Consider the following 18,702-nt stretch of genomic DNA (forward strand, 5'->3'; position numbering starts at 1 on the left):
AATCATAAAAAATGCGCTAGGAGAGACTTAGCGCATTTTTCTTTAAAATTATAATATTTAAATTAGCTCAATAGATTTAATATCTTCTAATAAAATATACAATTCTTGTTTAATATTTTTTTCAAACTGTGCTTCTGCACTTTCTCGAGCTAAATCCAGACGCATTCTTTCTCTTTTCTCAAGTAGTTTACGGTCATCATGTGTAGGCATATCACGCACCACTTCATATAAATTAGCCATCGCAGGATAAGATGATAAATTCTTACCAAAAGGCCTTAATAGCATAGTAAGACGAATTACGCCTTCAGAAAGATTACATTCTCCAGACTGCATTGCACGAGCAATAATATCAATGCTCTCTTTTAATCGTATAACCCGATTATTCTTAGCTTTAGCAATCAATTCCTTTTGAACTTTTAACTGCTTTAATAAACGGATTGCATATAGAGTCAATCCAGTTACCAAGAAAAGTGCGATGACAAAAAATATCCAAATCATAGATTACCTAAATTGATTAATATCCATACGCTCGAAAGTGCGGTATAAATCATCTTCGCTTTCATCTTCGTCTTCAATGCCAAGTTCTTCCATTAACTCAGAAATTCGATCTAAGCATTCATCTACAAATTGTTGATCTGATTTACTAATAGTTTTACCCGCATCTAAAGCATCCAATAATTCATTAAGAATTTCATTATTTTCCAGATTTTCAAGCTCTTTCATTGGATCTTGTTTTTTCACCTGTTTTATTACAGGAATTACTTGACCTTTTTCAGGCTTATTAACAAATTCAACAACCAACGGTATCTTTTTCTTACTACCAATTTTTGGATCTTTAATTTCATTTTGAAGTTTATTCGCTTTTTCTTCAACCGCACTATGACGAGATCCTGAAGCTAAACCTTTATGCTTACGTTTTTTCTTATCTTCACGAGCTTTAGCATCCAATTCATAACGAGTAAGCTTTTTACCAGAGCGTGCTTTTGTTATATCTATTTTTTTATCTGCTTTGCGAATTGGCATAATATCTGTAATTCGACGTGTTTTTTTCTTACGAGCCATAGGGTACCTTTCTTAAAATTTTGTGGATTGTATCACTAGTGCGTATTTTTCTCACTAACAAACATAAACTTTATCTAAACTTATTTTGTTAAAGTATAAACTTCTAAAAAACAAAAACCCCATATCTTTCGACACGGGGTTCTTCTGTTTTTATTTAACTTAGATAAGTATTTGGTAACCTGGCGGTGCCCTACTCTCACATGGGGAAACCCCACACTACCATCGGCATTACAGCGTTTCACTTCTGAGTTCGGTATGGTCTCAGGTGGTTCCACCGCACTATCGCCGCCAAGATAATTCTTTGATAACTCGTCTTCTCTTTTATCTCTCGTCTCTTTTATCTCTCGTTACTCAGTCTTTACTCTACCTTTCACTCGTTCTTATTGGTCACAAGCTGAACTCAATTTTCTCTCTATTAAGTCTTCTATATTTACTTTTCTTTGTTTAGTCTTTTACTTCGGTTTCCGCTCTACTTTTATTTGCTTCGCTTTTCATCTCTTACTTCACTTAGCTCCCAAAAACACTTGAGCGTTGTATAGTTAAGCCTCTCGGGCAATTAGTATCTGTTAGCTCAATGTATCACTACACTTACACACCTGACCTATCTACGTCGTAGTCTACAACAACCCTTACTGACTTAAAGTCAGGGATGACTCATCTCTTGGCAAGTTTCGTGCTTAGATGCTTTCAGCACTTATCTCTTCCGCATTTAGCTACCCAGCAATGCCTCTGGCGAGACAACTGGAACACCAGTGATGCGTCCACTCCGGTCCTCTCGTACTAGGAGCAGCCCCAATCAATCATCCAACGCCCACGGCAGATAGGGACCGAACTGTCTCACGACGTTCTAAACCCAGCTCGCGTACCACTTTAAATGGCGAACAGCCATACCCTTGGGACCTACTTCAGCCCCAGGATGTGATGAGCCGACATCGAGGTGCCAAACACCGCCGTCGATATGAACTCTTGGGCGGTATCAGCCTGTTATCCCCGGAGTACCTTTTATCCGTTGAGCGATGGCCCTTCCATTCAGAACCACCGGATCACTATGACCTACTTTCGTACCTGCTCGACTTGTCTGTCTCGCAGTTAAGCTTGCTTATACCATTGCACTAACCTCACGATGTCCGACCGTGATTAGCAAACCTTCGTGCTCCTCCGTTACGCTTTGGGAGGAGACCGCCCCAGTCAAACTACCCACCAGACACTGTCCGAGACCACGTTTCGTCATCTTCGTTAGAACATCAAACGTTAAAGGGTGGTATTTCAAGGTCGCCTCCACAATGACTGGCGTCACTGCTTCAAAGGCTCCCACCTATCCTACACATCAAAATTCAATGTTCAGTGTCAAGCTATAGTAAAGGTTCACGGGGTCTTTCCGTCTAGCCGCGGGTACACCGCATCTTCACGGCGATTTCAATTTCACTGAGTCTCGGGTGGAGACAGCCTGGCCATCATTATGCCATTCGTGCAGGTCGGAACTTACCCGACAAGGAATTTCGCTACCTTAGGACCGTTATAGTTACGGCCGCCGTTTACTGGGGCTTCGATCAGGTGCTTCTCTTGCGATGACACCATCAATTAACCTTCCAGCACCGGGCAGGCATCACACCCTATACGTCCACTTTCGTGTTTGCAGAGTGCTGTGTTTTTAATAAACAGTTGCAGCCAGCTGGTATCTTCGACCGGTTCAACCTTCGCCCGCTAGGGACTACAATCTACGCCGGCGCACCTTCTCCCGAAGTTACGGTGCTATTTTGCCTAGTTCCTTCACCCGAGTTCTCTCAAGCGCCTGAGTATTCTCTACCTGACCACCTGTGTCGGTTTTCAGTACGGTTTAGTAAAGCCTTTCGCTTAGTGGCTTTTCCTGGAAGTGTGGTATCAGTTACTTCAGCTCCGTAGAGCCTCGTCATCATCTCTCTGTGTTAAGGAAGTCCGGATTTGCCTAAACTTCCCACCTACCAACTTAAACGCACATATCCAACAGTGCGATAACCTAACCTACTCCGTCCCCACATCGCAGCTTTACCAAGTACAGGAATATTAACCTGTTTCCCATCGACTACGCTTTTCAGCCTCGCCTTAGGAGCCGACTCACCCTGCCCCGATTAACGTTGGACAGGAACCCTTGGTCTTCCGGCGAACGGGTTTTTCACCCGTTTTATCGTTACTTATGTCAGCATTCGCACTTGTGATACGTCCAGCTAACCTCTCGATTAACCTTCATCCGCTTACACAACGCTCCCCTACCCAACAGGCGTATCACTAATAATCCTTACTTCAAAAATACCCCGACTCAACGTTCGGGTTGCTTGAACAACCTTTCATGCCGCTTCGCGCCATTCTAGCTTGTTAATCGTAAGGCGTATTAGTGATACGCCTGATGCCGCAGCTTCGGTGCTATATTTCAGCCCCGTTACATCTTCCGCGCAGGCCGACTCGACTAGTGAGCTATTACGCTTTCTTTAAATGATGGCTGCTTCTAAGCCAACATCCTAGCTGTCTAAGCCTTCCCACTTCGTTTCCCACTTAATATAGACTTGGGGACCTTAGCTGGCGGTCTGGGTTGTTTCCCTCTCCACGACGGACGTTAGCACCCGCCGTGTGTCTCCTGAGTATCACTCTTTGGTATTCGTAGTTTGCATCGGGTTGGTAATCCGGGATGGACCCCTAGCCGAAACAGTGCTCTACCCCCAAAGGTGTCACCTCAAGGCTCTACCTAAATAGATTTCGGGGAGAACCAGCTATCTCCCGGTTTGATTGGCCTTTCACCCCCAGCCACAAGTCATCCGCTAATTTTTCAACATTAGTCGGTTCGGTCCTCCAGTTAGTGTTACCCAACCTTCAACCTGCCCATGGCTAGATCACCGGGTTTCGGGTCTATACCTTGCAACTATTCGCCCAGTTAAGACTCGGTTTCCCTTCGGCTCCCCTATTCGGTTAACCTCGCTACAAAATATAAGTCGCTGACCCATTATACAAAAGGTACGCAGTCACCCCATCACTTAATCCCACTGCTTCTTTTGGGTGGTTTGACTCGCTTCGCTCCTCTTACCATTGTTTAAGTGCGGTTGCTTTTCATCACCTTCCAATCGGATTAAGTGATGGGGCTCCCACTGCTTGTACGTACAAGGTTTCAGGTTCTATTTCACTCCCCTCACCGGGGTTCTTTTCGCCTTTCCTTCACAGTACTGGTTCACTATCGGTCAATCAGGAGTATTTAGCCTTGGAGGATGGTCCCCCCTTCTTCAAACAGGATATCACGTGTCCCGCCCTACTTCTCGTTAGCTTAGTACCACAATATGGTTTTTAGATACGGGATTATCACCCTCTTTGATTGTGCTTCCCAACACATTCTCCTAACCATACTGTTATCACTTACTGGCTCTTTCGCTTTCGCTCGCCGCTACTGACGAAATCTCGGTTGATTTCTTTTCCTCGGGGTACTTAGATGTTTCAGTTCTCCCGGTTTGCCTCAACAAGCTATGAATTCACTTGTTGATAGTAGATTCTTCATCTACTGGGTTTCCCCATTCGGATATCTTGGATTAAACGCCTCTTATCGACTCATCCAAGCTTTTCGCAGATTAGCACGTCCTTCTTCGCCTCTGATTGCCAAGGCATCCACCTTGTACGCTTAGTCACTTAACTATACAACCTCAAATGTTTTCAATCACTTTAAGTTTTCACTTCAAAGTGCGGTCAATTTGATGCGTATTTTCATTCAACTAAACACTTGATTGCTTTTGTTCAATCAAGATTTTATGCAAAACAGGTTTTGTTTTTAGAGTTCCCTTTTCAGTTCCCTCCTCTCACTTTCCTATCTTGCCTACTCAGACTTTCTCTCGAAAATCTCTTGTTTTCAGCTTGTTTCCAATTTTTTAAAGAACAGTTGATAAAACTTTTCAGTTATCATCGTTAAATAAACTAAAACTAAAACAAAATTAAATTTAAAATTAAACTTAAAATAACCTAATATTTAAAATAGCTTCATCACTACCTTAATACTTTATTAATTTGTCTTTTTCTAATTTATTTAACGATGATAAGTGGTGGAGATAAGCGGGATCGAACCGCTGACCTCCTGCGTGCAAGGCAGGCGCTCTCCCAGCTGAGCTATATCCCCATTTCATCATAATTTAATAACTAATTATTTACCTTTTAGTTATTATTTATTTACACTACACCTTTCGCTTCACTCACTCTCAGAGTGGTGGGTCTGAGTGGACTTGAACCACCGACCTCACCCTTATCAGGGGTGCGCTCTAACCACCTGAGCTACAGACCCAAGGGTAATGTTTTCTTCTGCTCATTTGTCTACAACTATCAGCCAATCTGTGTGAGCACTCGCTGTCTCTCGTCTTTGGTAAGGAGGTGATCCAACCGCAGGTTCCCCTACGGTTACCTTGTTACGACTTCACCCCAGTCATGAATCATACCGTGGTAAACGCCCTCCAAAAGGTTAAGCTATCTACTTCTGGTACAACCCACTCCCATGGTGTGACGGGCGGTGTGTACAAGGCCCGGGAACGTATTCACCGCGACATTCTGATTCGCGATTACTAGCGATTCCGACTTCATGGAGTCGAGTTGCAGACTCCAATCCGGACTTAGACGTACTTTATGAGATTCGCTCCACCTCGCAGCTTCGCTTCCCTCTGTATACGCCATTGTAGCACGTGTGTAGCCCTACTCGTAAGGGCCATGATGACTTGACGTCATCCCCACCTTCCTCCAGTTTATCACTGGCAGTCTCCTTTGAGTTCCCGACCAAGTCGCTGGCAACAAAGGATAAGGGTTGCGCTCGTTGCGGGACTTAACCCAACATTTCACAACACGAGCTGACGACAGCCATGCAGCACCTGTCTCTAAGTTCCCGAAGGCACAAGCTCATCTCTGAGCTCTTCTTAGGATGTCAAGAGTAGGTAAGGTTCTTCGCGTTGCATCGAATTAAACCACATGCTCCACCGCTTGTGCGGGCCCCCGTCAATTCATTTGAGTTTTAACCTTGCGGCCGTACTCCCCAGGCGGTCGATTTATCACGTTAGCTACGGGTGCCAGAGTTAAACCCCAACCCCCAAATCGACAGCGTTTACAGCGTGGACTACCAGGGTATCTAATCCTGTTTGCTCCCCACGCTTTCGCACATGAGCGTCAGTACATTCCCAAGGGGCTGCCTTCGCCTTCGGTATTCCTCCACATCTCTACGCATTTCACCGCTACACGTGGAATTCTACCCCTCCCTAAAGTACTCTAGTTACCCAGTCTGAAATGCAATTCCCAGGTTAAGCCCGGGGCTTTCACACCTCACTTAAATAACCGCCTGCGTGCCCTTTACGCCCAGTTATTCCGATTAACGCTCGCACCCTCCGTATTACCGCGGCTGCTGGCACGGAGTTAGCCGGTGCTTCTTCTGTATTTAACGTCAATTTGATGTGCTATTAACACATCAACCTTCCTCAATACCGAAAGAACTTTACAACCCGAAGGCCTTCTTCATTCACGCGGCATGGCTGCGTCAGGGTTCCCCCCATTGCGCAATATTCCCCACTGCTGCCTCCCGTAGGAGTCTGGACCGTGTCTCAGTTCCAGTGTGGCTGGTCATCCTCTCAGACCAGCTAGAGATCGCAGGCTTGGTAGGCATTTACCCCACCAACTACCTAATCCCACTTGGGCTCATCCTATGGCATGCGGCCTCTCAGTCCCGCACTTTCATCTTCCGATAATACGCGGTATTAGCGACAGTTTCCCGTCGTTATCCCCCTCCATAAGCCAGATTCCCAAGCATTACTCACCCGTCCGCCACTCGTCAGCAAGAAAGCAAGCTTTCTCCTGCTACCGTTCGACTTGCATGTGTTAAGCCTGCCGCCAGCGTTCAATCTGAGCCATGATCAAACTCTTCAATTCAAGTTCAATCGCTCAATAAACTGCTTAGCTATAAATAAAACACTACTTAAAAAAGTAATGATGAATTTTCAGTTAAGCACCTATTAAGACTTCAAAATTAAAATATTTTTAAAACAAGTCAATCAACAAGTGCCCACACAGATTGTCTGATATATTGTTAAAGAGCAAAAAATAACGACGCACTTGGAAACTTAAAAAACTTCACAACAGTGCGTCGTTGTGTGCGGTGCATTATAGGGATTTTCAAATCCCTTGCAAGTACTTTTTTGTAAAAATATTTAAAAAAATGATCTTTTGATTAAAGTACAAGCGATTAGAGCAAAATATAGATCTTTTTGGCTATTTTTTTAAGCGTTTTAAAATTCTCGGAAGATCTACGATAGAATCTAACACATAATCCGCTATTCCTTCTCCTTCCCCTGTTACTGGTTTACCAGTACGAACTAATACGTTCATTTTTACCTTCGCACCAATCCCCGCTTTTAGGTCTTCAACTTTATCTCCAACCATAATAGATTGCGTAGGATCGATCTTTAATTCTTTGATCGCTTGCAATAACATTCCCGATTTAGGCTTCCGACAATCACAATCTTCTTTATATTCGCCCTTTCCCTCAGAATGATGTGGACAATAGTAAATGCCATCCAAATCCACATCTTGTTCAGCTAACGACCAATCCATCCATTCTGTTAATTGTAAAAACTGATCCTCAGAAAAATAACCACGTGCAATGCCCGACTGGTTGGTCACTAATACCAACATATATCCCATTTTCTTTAATTCTCGCAATGCATCAATCGCACCATCAATAAATTTAAAGTTATCAATTTCGTGTACATAACCATAATCAATATTTAACGTGCCATCGCGATCTAAAAAAATAGCCTTATTCATTCTCTTGCCTTTTATACATGTCAAATTGACGAAAATTATCTATTTAATCCAAGCAATTAGCAAATATAAGTCATAACTAATCTGTCTAAAAAAGATAATCTGACATATTGACATAGCAATCTAGACATCTAGAATACCAAAACAGATTTAAAAACAATAAATAAAAAGGGCTTATATGATTAAGCTAAATAATATTACGAAAATTTTTGAGCTACCGAACAAAAAATTGACTGCGCTTGATAATGTTTCGTTGAATATCGAAAAAGGTCAAATCTGTGGCGTAATTGGTGCATCTGGTGCAGGAAAAAGTACATTAATTCGCTGTGTGAACTTATTAGAAAAACCGACAAGCGGTTCCGTTATTGTTGATGGCGTAGAATTAACAAAACTTTCTGATCGCGAATTAGTACTTGCTCGTCGTCAAATTGGAATGATTTTTCAGCATTTCAATTTACTAAGTTCTCGCACCGTATTTGAAAACGTGGCATTACCCTTAGAATTGGAAAGTGAGTCAAAAGCAAAAATCCAAGAAAAAATTACCGCACTTTTAGATCTTGTTGGTTTAAGTGAAAAACGTGATGCTTACCCAAGCAATCTTTCTGGCGGGCAAAAACAACGCGTAGCCATTGCACGTGCCTTAGCGAGCGATCCTAAAGTCTTATTATGTGATGAAGCAACGAGCGCATTAGATCCTGCAACGACGCAATCTATTCTGCAATTATTAAAAGAAATTAACCGCACTTTAGGTATTACAATTTTGTTGATTACCCATGAAATGGAAGTTGTTAAACAGATTTGTGATCAAGTTGCTGTCATTGATCAAGGTCGCCTAGTTGAACAAGGTACTGTCGGTGAAATTTTTGCAAACCCTAAAACAGAATTAGCACAAGAGTTTATTCGTTCGACCTTCCACATCAGTCTACCTGATGAATATTTGGAAAATCTTACTGATACACCGAAACACAGCAAAGCGTATCCAATCATCAAATTTGAGTTTACGGGTCGCTCAGTCGATGCACCGTTACTTTCTCAAGCATCAAAAAAATTTGGCGTGGAGCTCAGTATCTTAACCTCACAAATTGATTATGCTGGAGGCGTGAAATTTGGTTATACCATTGCTGAAGTAGAAGGCGATGAAGATGCCATTACGCAAACCAAAGTTTATTTAATGGAAAACAACGTGCGCGTGGAGGTGCTTGGTTATGTTCAATGATTTCTTGGCAACATTCAGCCAGCAATTAACACCTCAAATGTGGGGTGTTGTCGCAACAGCAACTTATGAAACTGTTTATATCAGCTTTGCATCTACTTTACTTGCCGTAGTAGTCGGCGTGCCTGTGGGTGTATGGACTTTCTTAACTGGAAAAAATGAGATTTTACAAAACAACCGCACTCATTTTATGTTAAACACGATTATTAATATTGGGCGTTCCATTCCATTTATTATTTTGCTCCTAATCTTATTACCTGTAACTCGTTTCATCGTGGGAACCGTATTAGGTACAACAGCAGCAATTATTCCATTGAGTATTTGTGCAATGCCATTCGTGGCTCGCTTAACTGCTAATGCACTAATGGAAATTCCAAATGGTTTAACCGAAGCAGCTCAAGCAATGGGGGCTACTAAATGGCAAATTGTTCGTAAATTCTATTTGTCAGAAGCTCTACCTACGCTAATTAATGGCATCACGCTCACGCTAGTCACTTTAGTTGGTTACTCAGCAATGGCGGGGACGCAAGGCGGCGGTGGTTTAGGTAGCCTCGCTATCAACTACGGCGTATATCGCAATATGCCTTATGTCACTTGGATGGCAACCATTATTATTGTGCTATTCGTTATGATTAGCCAAAAACTCGGCGATACACTGGCTAGAAAAGTGGATCATCGTTAATTAAATGCAACTCTTAACTTAAACAGGAAGGGAATCCTATGAAATTAAAACAACTTTTTGCAATCACTGCAATCGCATCAGCTCTCGTTTTAACAGGCTGTAAAGAAGACAAAAAACCTGAAGCTGCAGCAGCACCGCTTAAAATCAAAGTTGGTGTAATGTCTGGTCCTGAGCATCAAGTTGCAGAAATTGCAGCAAAAGTCGCTAAAGAAAAATACGGTTTAGACGTTCAATTCGTTGAATTCAATGACTACGCATTACCAAATGAAGCTGTATCTAAAGGTGATTTAGATGCAAACGCAATGCAACATAAACCTTATTTAGATGAAGATGCAAAAGCGAAAAATTTAAATAACTTAGTTATCGTGGGTAATACTTTCGTCTATCCATTAGCGGGTTATTCTAAAAAAATCAAAAATGTGAATGAATTACAAGACGGTGCTAAAGTTGTTGTTCCTAACGATCCAACAAACCGTGGTCGTGCATTAATTCTTCTTGAAAAACAAGGTTTAATCAAATTAAAAGATGCAAATAACCTTCTTTCAACTGTATTAGATATTGTTGAAAATCCGAAAAAATTAAACATCACTGAAGTAGATACTTCTGTTGCGGCACGCGCATTAGACGACGTTGATTTAGCTGTAGTAAACAATACTTATGCGGGTCAAGTAGGCTTAAATGCTCAAGATGACGGTGTATTTGTAGAAGATAAAGATTCGCCATATGTGAACATTATCGTTTCTCGTACCGATAACAAAGACAGCAAAGCTGTTCAAGATTTCGTAAAATCTTACCAAACAGAAGAAGTTTACCAAGAAGCTCAAAAACACTTTAAAGATGGCGTTGTAAAAGGTTGGTAATTTCTACCGCACTTTAACCCATTACTAAATCCCTTGCCCAGCAAGGGATTTTCTTATCTAAGCTCGGAATGTTTTAAAGAATATTGGTAGCTAAAAATAATTAGATAATACAGAAATATGAAATTTCTTTAATTGATTAAAAAAGCAAGATACTTTTACGCTTGGAAATGTTTAATTATAGAAAAGACAATAATTCAGCGAGAGAATATTTAGATTACTTTTAGATAAATTTCAATTAAATCAAAAATTAAGAGTAATAGCTTCTTTTATCGACAAATTAATAAGAAAATCAAAGATATTTTTACCGCACTTTACCATTACATAAAACCAATTTCGTTTTCTGCTCTTTCAAATAATTGACAATGCCCTCAGGAACATCACCTGTAAACAAATATTCCACATCACTTAATTCGCCCAAGCGAACAATCGCTTGGCGAGTAAATTTAGAGTGATCGGCCACTAATAAGGTCTGACGTGAACTTTCAATAATCGCTCGTTTTACTTGTACTTCATGGTAATCATAATCCAATAATGAACCATCTGCATCAATCGCACTAATCCCTAAAATACCGAAATCTAGGCGAAATTGAGAAATAAAATTTACCGTAGCTTCGCCGATAATTCCACCATCCATTCGTAATGATCCGCCCGCCATAACAATATCAAAACTTTCATTTTGGCGTAAAAGATGAGCGGCATTCAGATTGTTCGTCACAATTCTGAGTTTTTCGTGGCCAAGCAACGCATTGGCAACAGCCTCTGGCGTCGTACCAATATCAATAAACAACGATGCACCGTTAGGAATCAACTTTGCAACTTCCTGTGCAATATTATTTTTTTGTAATGAAAAGAATTGTTTACGATCCACGTAATCAGAATTTTCTGCAGAAGATGGCGATGCCGCACCACCGTGATGGCGGCGAATTAAATCTAACTCCGCCAAAATATTCAAATCACGACGAATCGTTTGAGGGCTAACATCTAAGGCAGCAACCAATTCTTCCGTGCTTAAATAGCCAGATTGTTCCACCAGTTTAATAATTTTTTGATGGCGTAACGATTGTTTCATAGCGAATCCTTTATCCAAATTAAACGGACTTACTCTAGCGAATTTTTGCGCAATTTGCTATCAATAAATCCCCAAATCAAGCCGACAATCAAGCCTGAAATATGTGCAGCATTTCCCATTTCAACACCAAATAAGGGGCTAATAAAACCTAATGCGATCCCCACCAATAACATTGTGAAAAAACCTTCTGGCAGATCAAATAAATGATGATTCAATTTATCACGTATAAATACATAACCTAGAACCGCATATACAACACCAGAAAGCCCAAAGAAAGCGGGGCCAGACACATAATTTTGCACATATCCTGTTATGGCAGATGCTACAACATACAACATCAATAATTTGACCGAACCAAAAGTGCGTTCAATCATTCCACCGAAAATAAGAAACCAAGACAGATTAAACAAAATATGCAAATTAGATAAATGTACCAATGTATGTGAAATATAACGCCACACTTCACTATCTTGCTCTTCGTAAGCGGGGTAATGCATCAAATACATAATATCGTCTTCAAAACCCAGCTGTTGAGCAAGATAAATAAGCACACAAAGTGCGGTGAGAATTAGCGTGATTTTTCCTTGTTGAGCTAAAAAGTTTTTCATTCGTGATCTCGTGCTTATGCGTAAATTTAAAAATCGGACTTCGCATTAAAAGTCATTGTTTCCCCTGTAATGGGGTGGGTAATCGTCAATTCTTCTGCGTGCAAGCATAATCTTGGCGACATAACTTTAGCCTGTGGATGAGAATAAAATTTATCACCTAGAATTGGATGCCCCAATGCTAACATGTGCAAGCGTAATTGATGAGATCTGCCTGTCACGGGCGTCAGTTTCACGCGAGTACTGTTATTCGGCAAACGTGCTAAAACTTCAAATTTTGTGACCGCTCTTTTTCCTAAAACGAAATCCAAACGTTGGCGAGGTCGATTTTCCCAATCACAAATCATTGGCAAATTTACCTCGCCATAATCGTTCTCCAAATGCCCCCAAACAATCGCTTGATAGTGTTTTTTCGGTTCACGTTCGCGAAATTGACGTTTTAATTCACGATCCGCCGCCTTACTTAAAGCAAACACAATAATACCGCTCGTTGCCATATCCAAACGATGCGCAGGCTCACAAAAACCGAATTTTTCTTTTACTCGACTCATTACGCTATCGTAATATTGTGGTTGATTACCCGGCACAGAAAGCAAACCGCTAGGTTTGTTCACCACGCACAAATGATTATCTTGATAAATAATATCCAAATAAGGTTCAAGGGGCGGATTGTATTCAATCAATGCCATTTTTATTCCTTGTTCGTCACAATGACACGCAAGCAATCCAAACGCCAATTTGCTTTAGAAAGCTCGTCCAGTGATTGTGTTCGTTGTTGTTCCAAAATATCAATTTCGCTTTGGCGAATATTTTTATTCACTGCTCGCAAAGCCTGCAAACGGTTAATTTCTGCGCTTAATTGTTGATCTGCTTGATTTTTAGCTTCAGCAATAATCGGTTCTGCCAAGGATTTTACCAGTTGATCACCTCGCGTGATCAAGGATTCAATGTTGCTCCGTGCCATTTTTACCATTTGATTAGCAATATTTTTACCAAGTGGTTTCAATTTGCTATGCAATGTTTCAAAGGCAACCTGCTCACCCATGTTATTTCCTTTGTTATCAAGCAGCAGACGAATAGGCGTTGGTGGCAAGAAACGATTGAGCTGTAACCCTTTTGGCGATTGGCTTTCCACCACGTAAATCAATTCAATTAATAAGGTTCCAGCGGGCAGTTGTTTATTCACAAGCAATGCCATTGCGGCTTTGCCAATATCCCCCGAAGCAACAAGATCAATACCTTGACGAATCATAGGATGATCCCAAGTCAAGAATTCCATTTCTTCGCGGGCAAGGGCAAGTTCTCGATCAAAGGTAACCGTCACACCTTCTTCTTTTAAACCTGGAAAATCGGGCACAAGCATTGTCCCAGTTGGACTAATTACAATACTATTAGCCCCAAGATCTTCTTGCTCTACGCCAATAATATCAAATAATTTTAAAGCAAAATTCACAAGCTCTGGCGAATTATCTTCATCAGCGATTTGATCCGCTAACGCTTGTGCTTGCTCACCGCCATGAGAATTTAGCTCTAATAAACGATCGCGACCTTTTTCTAACTCAATCTTGAGTTTTTCCCGTGCGGTTTTAGTTTGTTTTAATAATCCAGAAAATTCATTCTCTGAAAGTGCGGTAGAATTTGACCGCACTTTTTCCAACTCATCGGCAAACTGAGAAAATAATGCCATTCCCATTGGACAAGTTTGTTCAAAAGCATTCAATCCCTCATTGTACCAACGTGCTAAACGACTTTGAGGTGAATCTTTCGCACAAGGCATATAAATTTGCACATCACGTTTTTGTCCAATACGATCTAATCGGCCAATACATTGTTCCAATAAATCAGGATTTGTCGGTAAATCAAATAACACTAAATTTGCTGCGAATTGGAAGTTACGCCCTTCCGAGCCAATACTCGAGCTCAGTAAAACCTGCGCGCCGTTTTCTAAATCCGCAAAATAAGCCGCGGCTCTATCCCGTTCGATAATCGACATTTTTTCGTGAAACACTGCGGCGCGAATCGCCTCACGTTCACGTAAAATTTGTTCTAACTGAATCGCAGTTGCCGCCGTCTGGCAAATCACAAAGATTTTTTCATCGCGATGTAGTTTGAGGAAATCAATCAGCCAATCAATTTTATCATTCTCTTCAGAGAGAGTAATTTGATGATAAACACGGTGCGGAAAACCTTTCACGCCTTGACGTGTATTGCGGAATAACATTCGCCCCGTGCCGTGACGATCAATTAAGGCTTGAATCAATTCCTGACGGGCACGCTGTTGTTCTTCATCATTATTTGATGCAATTGCTTTAAAAAGTGGCTCGACATCTTGTTCAAGCAATAAATCAGAAATATGATTTTTTTCGACCGCACTTAATGCCTTATTTGCCAACAAAGATTCAACGGCATTAACCACAGGTTGATAGTGTTCCTGCTCTTTCACAAAGGTTTGATAATCAAAGAAACGTTCTGGATCCAGTAAGCGCAAACGAGCAAAATGACTTTCTTGCCCAAGTTGTTCTGGAGTTGCAGTGAGTAACAAGACGGATGGAATGATACGAGCAAGCTGTTCAACGAATAAATAAGCTGCACTTGGCGAGGTTTCAGACCACACCAGATGATGTGCTTCGTCCACAATTAAGCAATCAAATTGAGCATCAAGTGCCTGCTCTACTCGGTTTGGATGCGTTTCTAACCAATTCAGCGAACAAATAATTAAGCTTTCAGTTGTAAACGGATTAACGGCATCAAGATCAAAATCGTTGCAACGTTCTTCATCAAAAAGTGCAAAATGCAAATTAAAACGACGAAGCATTTCCACCAGCCATTGATGTTGCAAGGTTTCTGGCACGATAATAAGAACACGTTGCACTTTCTCAGCAAAAAGTTGATTCTGCAAAATCATTCCTGCTTCAATGGTTTTCCCTAAACCAACCTCATCCGCCAATAACACGCGAGGATTAACTCGATTACCGACTTCAGCTGCAATATGAAGCTGATGGGGAATTAAACTTGCACGCGTTCCGCGTAAACCACGCAATGGCGATTTAAATTGTGCTTGCTGATGACAAAGCGTGCGATAACGCAATGCAAAATGAGTACTGCGATCAATTTGCGCTGAAAAGAGGCGATCTTTTGCTTGGCTAAAAGAAATAATCGGCGAAATATCACGTTCTTGCACAATAACATCTTCATCTTGTGGATTTTTAACTAAATAAAACAACAAACCGTTCATATTTTGAACGTCTAAAATCTCGCCTTGCCAGCCAGCTTGATGGGATAAGGTTTCACCTTTACTAAATACAATTCGGCTTAAAGGCGCTTGCGCTATAGCATATATCCTCGTTTCATCTGCTGCGGGGAAATAAATAGTAACAGTTCGTTGATCTAATGCGGTAATAACACCTAATCCTAAAGCGTTTTCACTTTCACTTAACCAACGCTGACCAATAGCAAAGGGCATAATTATTCTCTTTCTGATTTACATTGATAAAACTTGGGAGCGTATTGTAGCTTGCATACTCTTGAAAAGAAACTCACAAAAAATTGACCGCACTTTTAGGAAGATATACGTCACCCCCAATATAATTTATCCTTGGATTTTCAATATACTCAAGCGTAAACTAGAATCTCGACTAAATCCACCGTATAGGGAAAAGAGATGAATTATCGTGATGAATTAATTTTACAATGGGTAAATCAACAAGGAAAAGCCAGCGTAATAGAACTTGCACAGCATTGTGATATTTCGGTGGAAACCATTCGTCGCGATTTGAACAAATTAGCGAACAAAGGCTTATTGCACCGAACCCACGGAGGAGCAGTGAGTAATAAAACCAAAGATTTAGGTTCATTTTTCCAAACTCGAAAACATATTAATGCAACAGCTAAACGACATATTGCCCAAAAAGCCTTGGATTTGCTATATGAAAATGCCGTTATAGGTTTAGATGCAAGCTCAACAAGTTGGTATTTTGCTTATTTAATGCCCGATATTCCTTGTACAGTAGTAACCAATTCAATGTTTAACATTAATGCCCTAGTTAATAAATCCAATGTTAAAACTATTGTTACTGGCGGAGTTTATTCAGCAAAATATGAAGCATTTTACGGTCCCTTATCTGAGTACTTATTACAACGATTACATATTAATTTTTCAGTGTTTTCTTGTTCAGGAATTGATAAAAACGGTAATATCTGGGAATCAAACGAGCTGAATGCCTCTTTAAAACGAAAAATGATGGAAGCTTCAGAACGTGCTTATTTGTTAATTGATTCTTCTAAATTTGAAAAAACAAGTTTGATTCAACTTGCCGATTTAAGCAAAATTAATACCATTTTTTCTGATCGGTCACTTCCCGATAACTTACAAAAATATTGTGAGCAACACGATATAATGACCGTTTTATAAAAATAGATGACCATTTTGACCGAAAATTACTAAAAATTGAAAGAATCGGTCATATACATTTCCTTAAATATAGTCAATTTTTGTGATCTGCTTCGCAGTTTTGCAACAAAATTTCATTTCTTACTGTTTTCCTTATCATTTTTCTTTCACACTCTAATTCAATGAAAACACCATTTGTTCTGCAGTGATTTCATCATTCTTACTTAAGCACAAACAAAGGAGTGTAACTATTGCTCTTGCTACTCAATCAAATCGTATAAAAATCGGTATTCGTCCAACTATTGATGGTCGTCGAATGGGGGTTCGAGAATCTCTTGAAACCCAAACAATACGTATGGCTCAATCTGTTGCTCAATTATTACAAACACATATTCGTCATACAGATGGTACTTTCGTTGAATGTGTAGTTGCAGATAGCACTATCGGCGGTGTAACCGAAGCAGCCGCCTGTGCGGATAAATTTAAACGCGAAAACGTTGGATTAACCATTACCGTTACCCCTTGTTGGTGTTATGGCTCAGAAACCATTGATATGGATCCTCACATGCCTAAAGCAATTTGGGGATTTAACGGTACGGAACGCCCAGGTGCGGTTTACTTGGCTGCCGCCCTTGCTGGTCATTCTCAATTAGGACTACCAGCCTTTTCCATTTACGGCACAGAAGTTCAAGAAGCCGATGACACAAACATTCCTGAAGATGTAAAAGAAAAATTATTGCGTTTTGCTCGTGCTGGGCTTGCTGTTGCAAGTATTCGAGGAAAATCCTATTTATCTATTGGGTCAGTTTCCATGGGAATTGCAGGTTCTATTGTAAATCAAGCTTTCTTCCAAGAATATTTAGGTATGCGTAATGAATATGTGGATATGATGGAAATTAAACGCCGTTTAGACCGCAAAATTTATGATCAAGAAGAAGTTGATTTAGCCTTGAGTTGGGTTAAACAATATTGCAAAGAAGGGGTTGATGTAAATAGCCTAGAGAATCAACGCAATGCGGAAGAGCGTGCAGAACTTTGGGAAAATGTTGTGAAAATGACCATTATCACTCGTGATTTGATGGTAGGAAATCCAAAATTAGCAACATTAAATTATGCAGAAGAAGCCTTAGGTCATAATGCCATTGCAGCAGGTTTTCAAGGGCAGCGTCATTGGACTGATCATTTGCCAAACGGCGATTTTATGGAGGCAATGCTCAATTCAACTTATGACTGGAATGGCGTGCGTCCACCTTATATTCTTGCCACGGAAAATGATAGTTTAAATGCAATAGGAATGTTATTTGGGCATCAATTAACTGGCAAAGCTCAAATTTTCGCAGATGTGCGTACTTATTGGAGTCAAGATTCGGTTGAGCGTGTTACTGGATGGCGACCTGAAAGTGGATTCATTCATTTAATCAATTCAGGTTCAGCTGCACTTGATGGAACGGGAGAACATCAAGATGCTCAAGGCAATCCAACTTTAAAACCAGCATGGGATGTTACCGAAGAAGAAGCAAAACGCTGCTTAGAAAATACACGTTGGTGCCCTGCTGTTCACGAATATTTTCGAGGGGGCGGTTTATCTTCTCAATTCCTAACCAAAGGTGGCATACCGTTTACAATGCACCGTATTAATCTTATTAAAGGTTTAGGTCCCGTTTTACAAATTGCGGAAGGCTGGTCAATCGACTTACCTCAAGATGTACATAATAAATTAAATCAACGTACTAATGAAACTTGGCCAACAACATGGTTTGTTCCACGTTTAACTGGAAAAGGTGCATTTACTGATGTGTATTCAGTCATGGCAAATTGGGGAGCAAATCACTGTGTAGCGACTCACGGTCATGTGGGGGCTGATCTAATCACTCTTGCTTCAATGTTACGCATTCCAGTCTGTATGCATAATGTATCAGAGAAAAATATTTTCCGCCCTAGCGCTTGGAATGGATTTGGTCAAGACAAGGAAGGGCAAGATTATCGAGCTTGCCAAAACTTTGGTCCGCTTTATAAATAACCC

The 18,702-nt window shown here is 40.7% G+C and carries 12 protein-coding genes, 2 tRNA genes and 3 rRNA genes; 5 read left to right on the top strand and 12 right to left on the bottom strand.

The annotated features are described in order from the left end of the window. Nucleotides 1–57: 57 nt before the first annotated feature. The 8 genes from AT683_RS01320 to gmhB form a co-directional block, all read right to left on the bottom strand. Nucleotides 58–498 (bottom strand): DUF2489 domain-containing protein, encoded by a 441-nt coding sequence (locus AT683_RS01320; RefSeq protein ID WP_005648547.1) that lies wholly within the window; start codon nt 496–498, stop codon nt 58–60. A gap of 3 nt (nt 499–501) precedes the next feature. Continuing rightward, nucleotides 502–1,062: a Der GTPase-activating protein YihI gene (gene yihI / locus AT683_RS01325; protein WP_005648548.1), complete on the bottom strand. Its 561-nt coding sequence runs from the start codon at nt 1,060–1,062 to the stop codon at nt 502–504. Nucleotides 1,063–1,239: 177 nt separating this feature from the next. Beyond that, nucleotides 1,240–1,355: ribosomal RNA gene (gene rrf / locus AT683_RS01330) — 5S ribosomal RNA — on the bottom strand. A 242-nt stretch (nt 1,356–1,597) separates the two neighbouring features. After that, nucleotides 1,598–4,713: ribosomal RNA gene (locus tag AT683_RS01335) — 23S ribosomal RNA — on the bottom strand. A 399-nt stretch (nt 4,714–5,112) separates the two neighbouring features. Beyond that, nucleotides 5,113–5,188, bottom strand: a tRNA-Ala gene (locus tag AT683_RS01340). 85 nt (nt 5,189–5,273) lie between these two features. Then, a tRNA-Ile gene (locus AT683_RS01345) sits at nt 5,274–5,350 on the bottom strand. Between the two features lie 79 nt (nt 5,351–5,429). Then, nucleotides 5,430–6,969: ribosomal RNA gene (locus AT683_RS01350) — 16S ribosomal RNA — on the bottom strand. The 16S, 23S and 5S rRNA genes sit together here with 2 tRNA genes alongside, the layout of an rRNA operon. Nucleotides 6,970–7,308: 339 nt before the next feature. Next, entirely contained in the window at nt 7,309–7,863 is a 555-nt protein-coding gene (gene gmhB / locus AT683_RS01355) for a D-glycero-beta-D-manno-heptose 1,7-bisphosphate 7-phosphatase (RefSeq protein ID WP_005654456.1), read from the bottom strand. A gap of 175 nt (nt 7,864–8,038) precedes the next feature. On the opposite strand from gmhB, the gene metN reads away from it, so the two are divergent. The 3 genes from metN to AT683_RS01370 are packed head-to-tail and all read left to right on the top strand — an operon-like array spanning nt 8,039 to nt 10,615. Further along, nucleotides 8,039–9,076: a methionine ABC transporter ATP-binding protein MetN gene (gene metN / locus AT683_RS01360; RefSeq protein WP_005648552.1), complete on the top strand. Its 1,038-nt coding sequence runs from the start codon at nt 8,039–8,041 to the stop codon at nt 9,074–9,076. Beyond that, nucleotides 9,066–9,755 (top strand): methionine ABC transporter permease, encoded by a 690-nt coding sequence (locus AT683_RS01365; protein WP_058222149.1) that lies wholly within the window; start codon nt 9,066–9,068, stop codon nt 9,753–9,755. The genes metN and AT683_RS01365 overlap by 11 nt, the downstream gene beginning before the upstream one ends. Before the next feature lie 38 nt (nt 9,756–9,793). Next, on the top strand, nt 9,794–10,615 hold the full coding sequence (locus AT683_RS01370) for a MetQ/NlpA family lipoprotein (protein WP_005654466.1): 822 nt from the start codon (nt 9,794–9,796) through the stop codon (nt 10,613–10,615). A gap of 301 nt (nt 10,616–10,916) precedes the next feature. Here the strand turns inward: AT683_RS01370 and AT683_RS01375 are convergent, their stop codons facing one another. From AT683_RS01375 to rapA, 4 genes are read right to left on the bottom strand one after another with little or no spacing between them, the layout of a single operon-like run. Continuing rightward, nucleotides 10,917–11,684, bottom strand: a complete 768-nt coding sequence (locus AT683_RS01375; RefSeq protein WP_005661561.1) for a DeoR/GlpR family transcriptional regulator — start codon at nt 11,682–11,684, stop codon at nt 10,917–10,919. 29 nt (nt 11,685–11,713) lie between these two features. Next, entirely contained in the window at nt 11,714–12,292 is a 579-nt protein-coding gene (locus AT683_RS01380; protein ID WP_005661557.1) for a rhomboid family intramembrane serine protease, read from the bottom strand. A 26-nt stretch (nt 12,293–12,318) separates the two neighbouring features. After that, on the bottom strand, nt 12,319–12,978 hold the full coding sequence (rluA, locus tag AT683_RS01385; protein ID WP_038440381.1) for a bifunctional tRNA pseudouridine(32) synthase/23S rRNA pseudouridine(746) synthase RluA: 660 nt from the start codon (nt 12,976–12,978) through the stop codon (nt 12,319–12,321). Nucleotides 12,979–12,980: 2 nt separating this feature from the next. Further along, nucleotides 12,981–15,752, bottom strand: coding sequence for an RNA polymerase-associated protein RapA (rapA, locus tag AT683_RS01390; RefSeq protein WP_038440383.1), 2,772 nt, complete (start codon nt 15,750–15,752; stop codon nt 12,981–12,983). A gap of 198 nt (nt 15,753–15,950) precedes the next feature. On the opposite strand from rapA, the gene AT683_RS01395 reads away from it, so the two are divergent. Next, entirely contained in the window at nt 15,951–16,700 is a 750-nt protein-coding gene (locus AT683_RS01395; protein ID WP_005661551.1) for a DeoR/GlpR family DNA-binding transcription regulator, read from the top strand. Nucleotides 16,701–16,929: 229 nt separating this feature from the next. Next, complete coding sequence (fucI, locus tag AT683_RS01400; RefSeq protein WP_005668629.1) at nt 16,930–18,699, top strand: L-fucose isomerase; 1,770 nt, start codon at nt 16,930–16,932, stop codon at nt 18,697–18,699. Nucleotides 18,700–18,702: the final 3 nt, after the last annotated feature.

Origin of the sequence: Haemophilus influenzae (genome assembly GCF_001457655.1) — a bacterium.
GTDB lineage: Bacteria > Pseudomonadota > Gammaproteobacteria > Enterobacterales > Pasteurellaceae > Haemophilus > Haemophilus influenzae.

Coding starts and splice junctions, on each gene's coding strand:
- AT683_RS01320 (WP_005648547.1), bottom strand. CDS start 498: ATGATTTGGATATTTTTTGTCATCGCACTTTTCTTGGTAACTGGATTG.
- yihI (WP_005648548.1), bottom strand. CDS start 1,062: ATGGCTCGTAAGAAAAAAACACGTCGAATTACAGATATTATGCCAATT.
- gmhB (WP_005654456.1), bottom strand. CDS start 7,863: ATGAATAAGGCTATTTTTTTAGATCGCGATGGCACGTTAAATATTGAT.
- metN (WP_005648552.1), top strand. CDS start 8,039: ATGATTAAGCTAAATAATATTACGAAAATTTTTGAGCTACCGAACAAA.
- AT683_RS01365 (WP_058222149.1), top strand. CDS start 9,066: ATGTTCAATGATTTCTTGGCAACATTCAGCCAGCAATTAACACCTCAA.
- AT683_RS01370 (WP_005654466.1), top strand. CDS start 9,794: ATGAAATTAAAACAACTTTTTGCAATCACTGCAATCGCATCAGCTCTC.
- AT683_RS01375 (WP_005661561.1), bottom strand. CDS start 11,684: ATGAAACAATCGTTACGCCATCAAAAAATTATTAAACTGGTGGAACAA.
- AT683_RS01380 (WP_005661557.1), bottom strand. CDS start 12,292: ATGAAAAACTTTTTAGCTCAACAAGGAAAAATCACGCTAATTCTCACC.
- rluA (WP_038440381.1), bottom strand. CDS start 12,978: ATGGCATTGATTGAATACAATCCGCCCCTTGAACCTTATTTGGATATT.
- rapA (WP_038440383.1), bottom strand. CDS start 15,752: ATGCCCTTTGCTATTGGTCAGCGTTGGTTAAGTGAAAGTGAAAACGCT.
- AT683_RS01395 (WP_005661551.1), top strand. CDS start 15,951: ATGAATTATCGTGATGAATTAATTTTACAATGGGTAAATCAACAAGGA.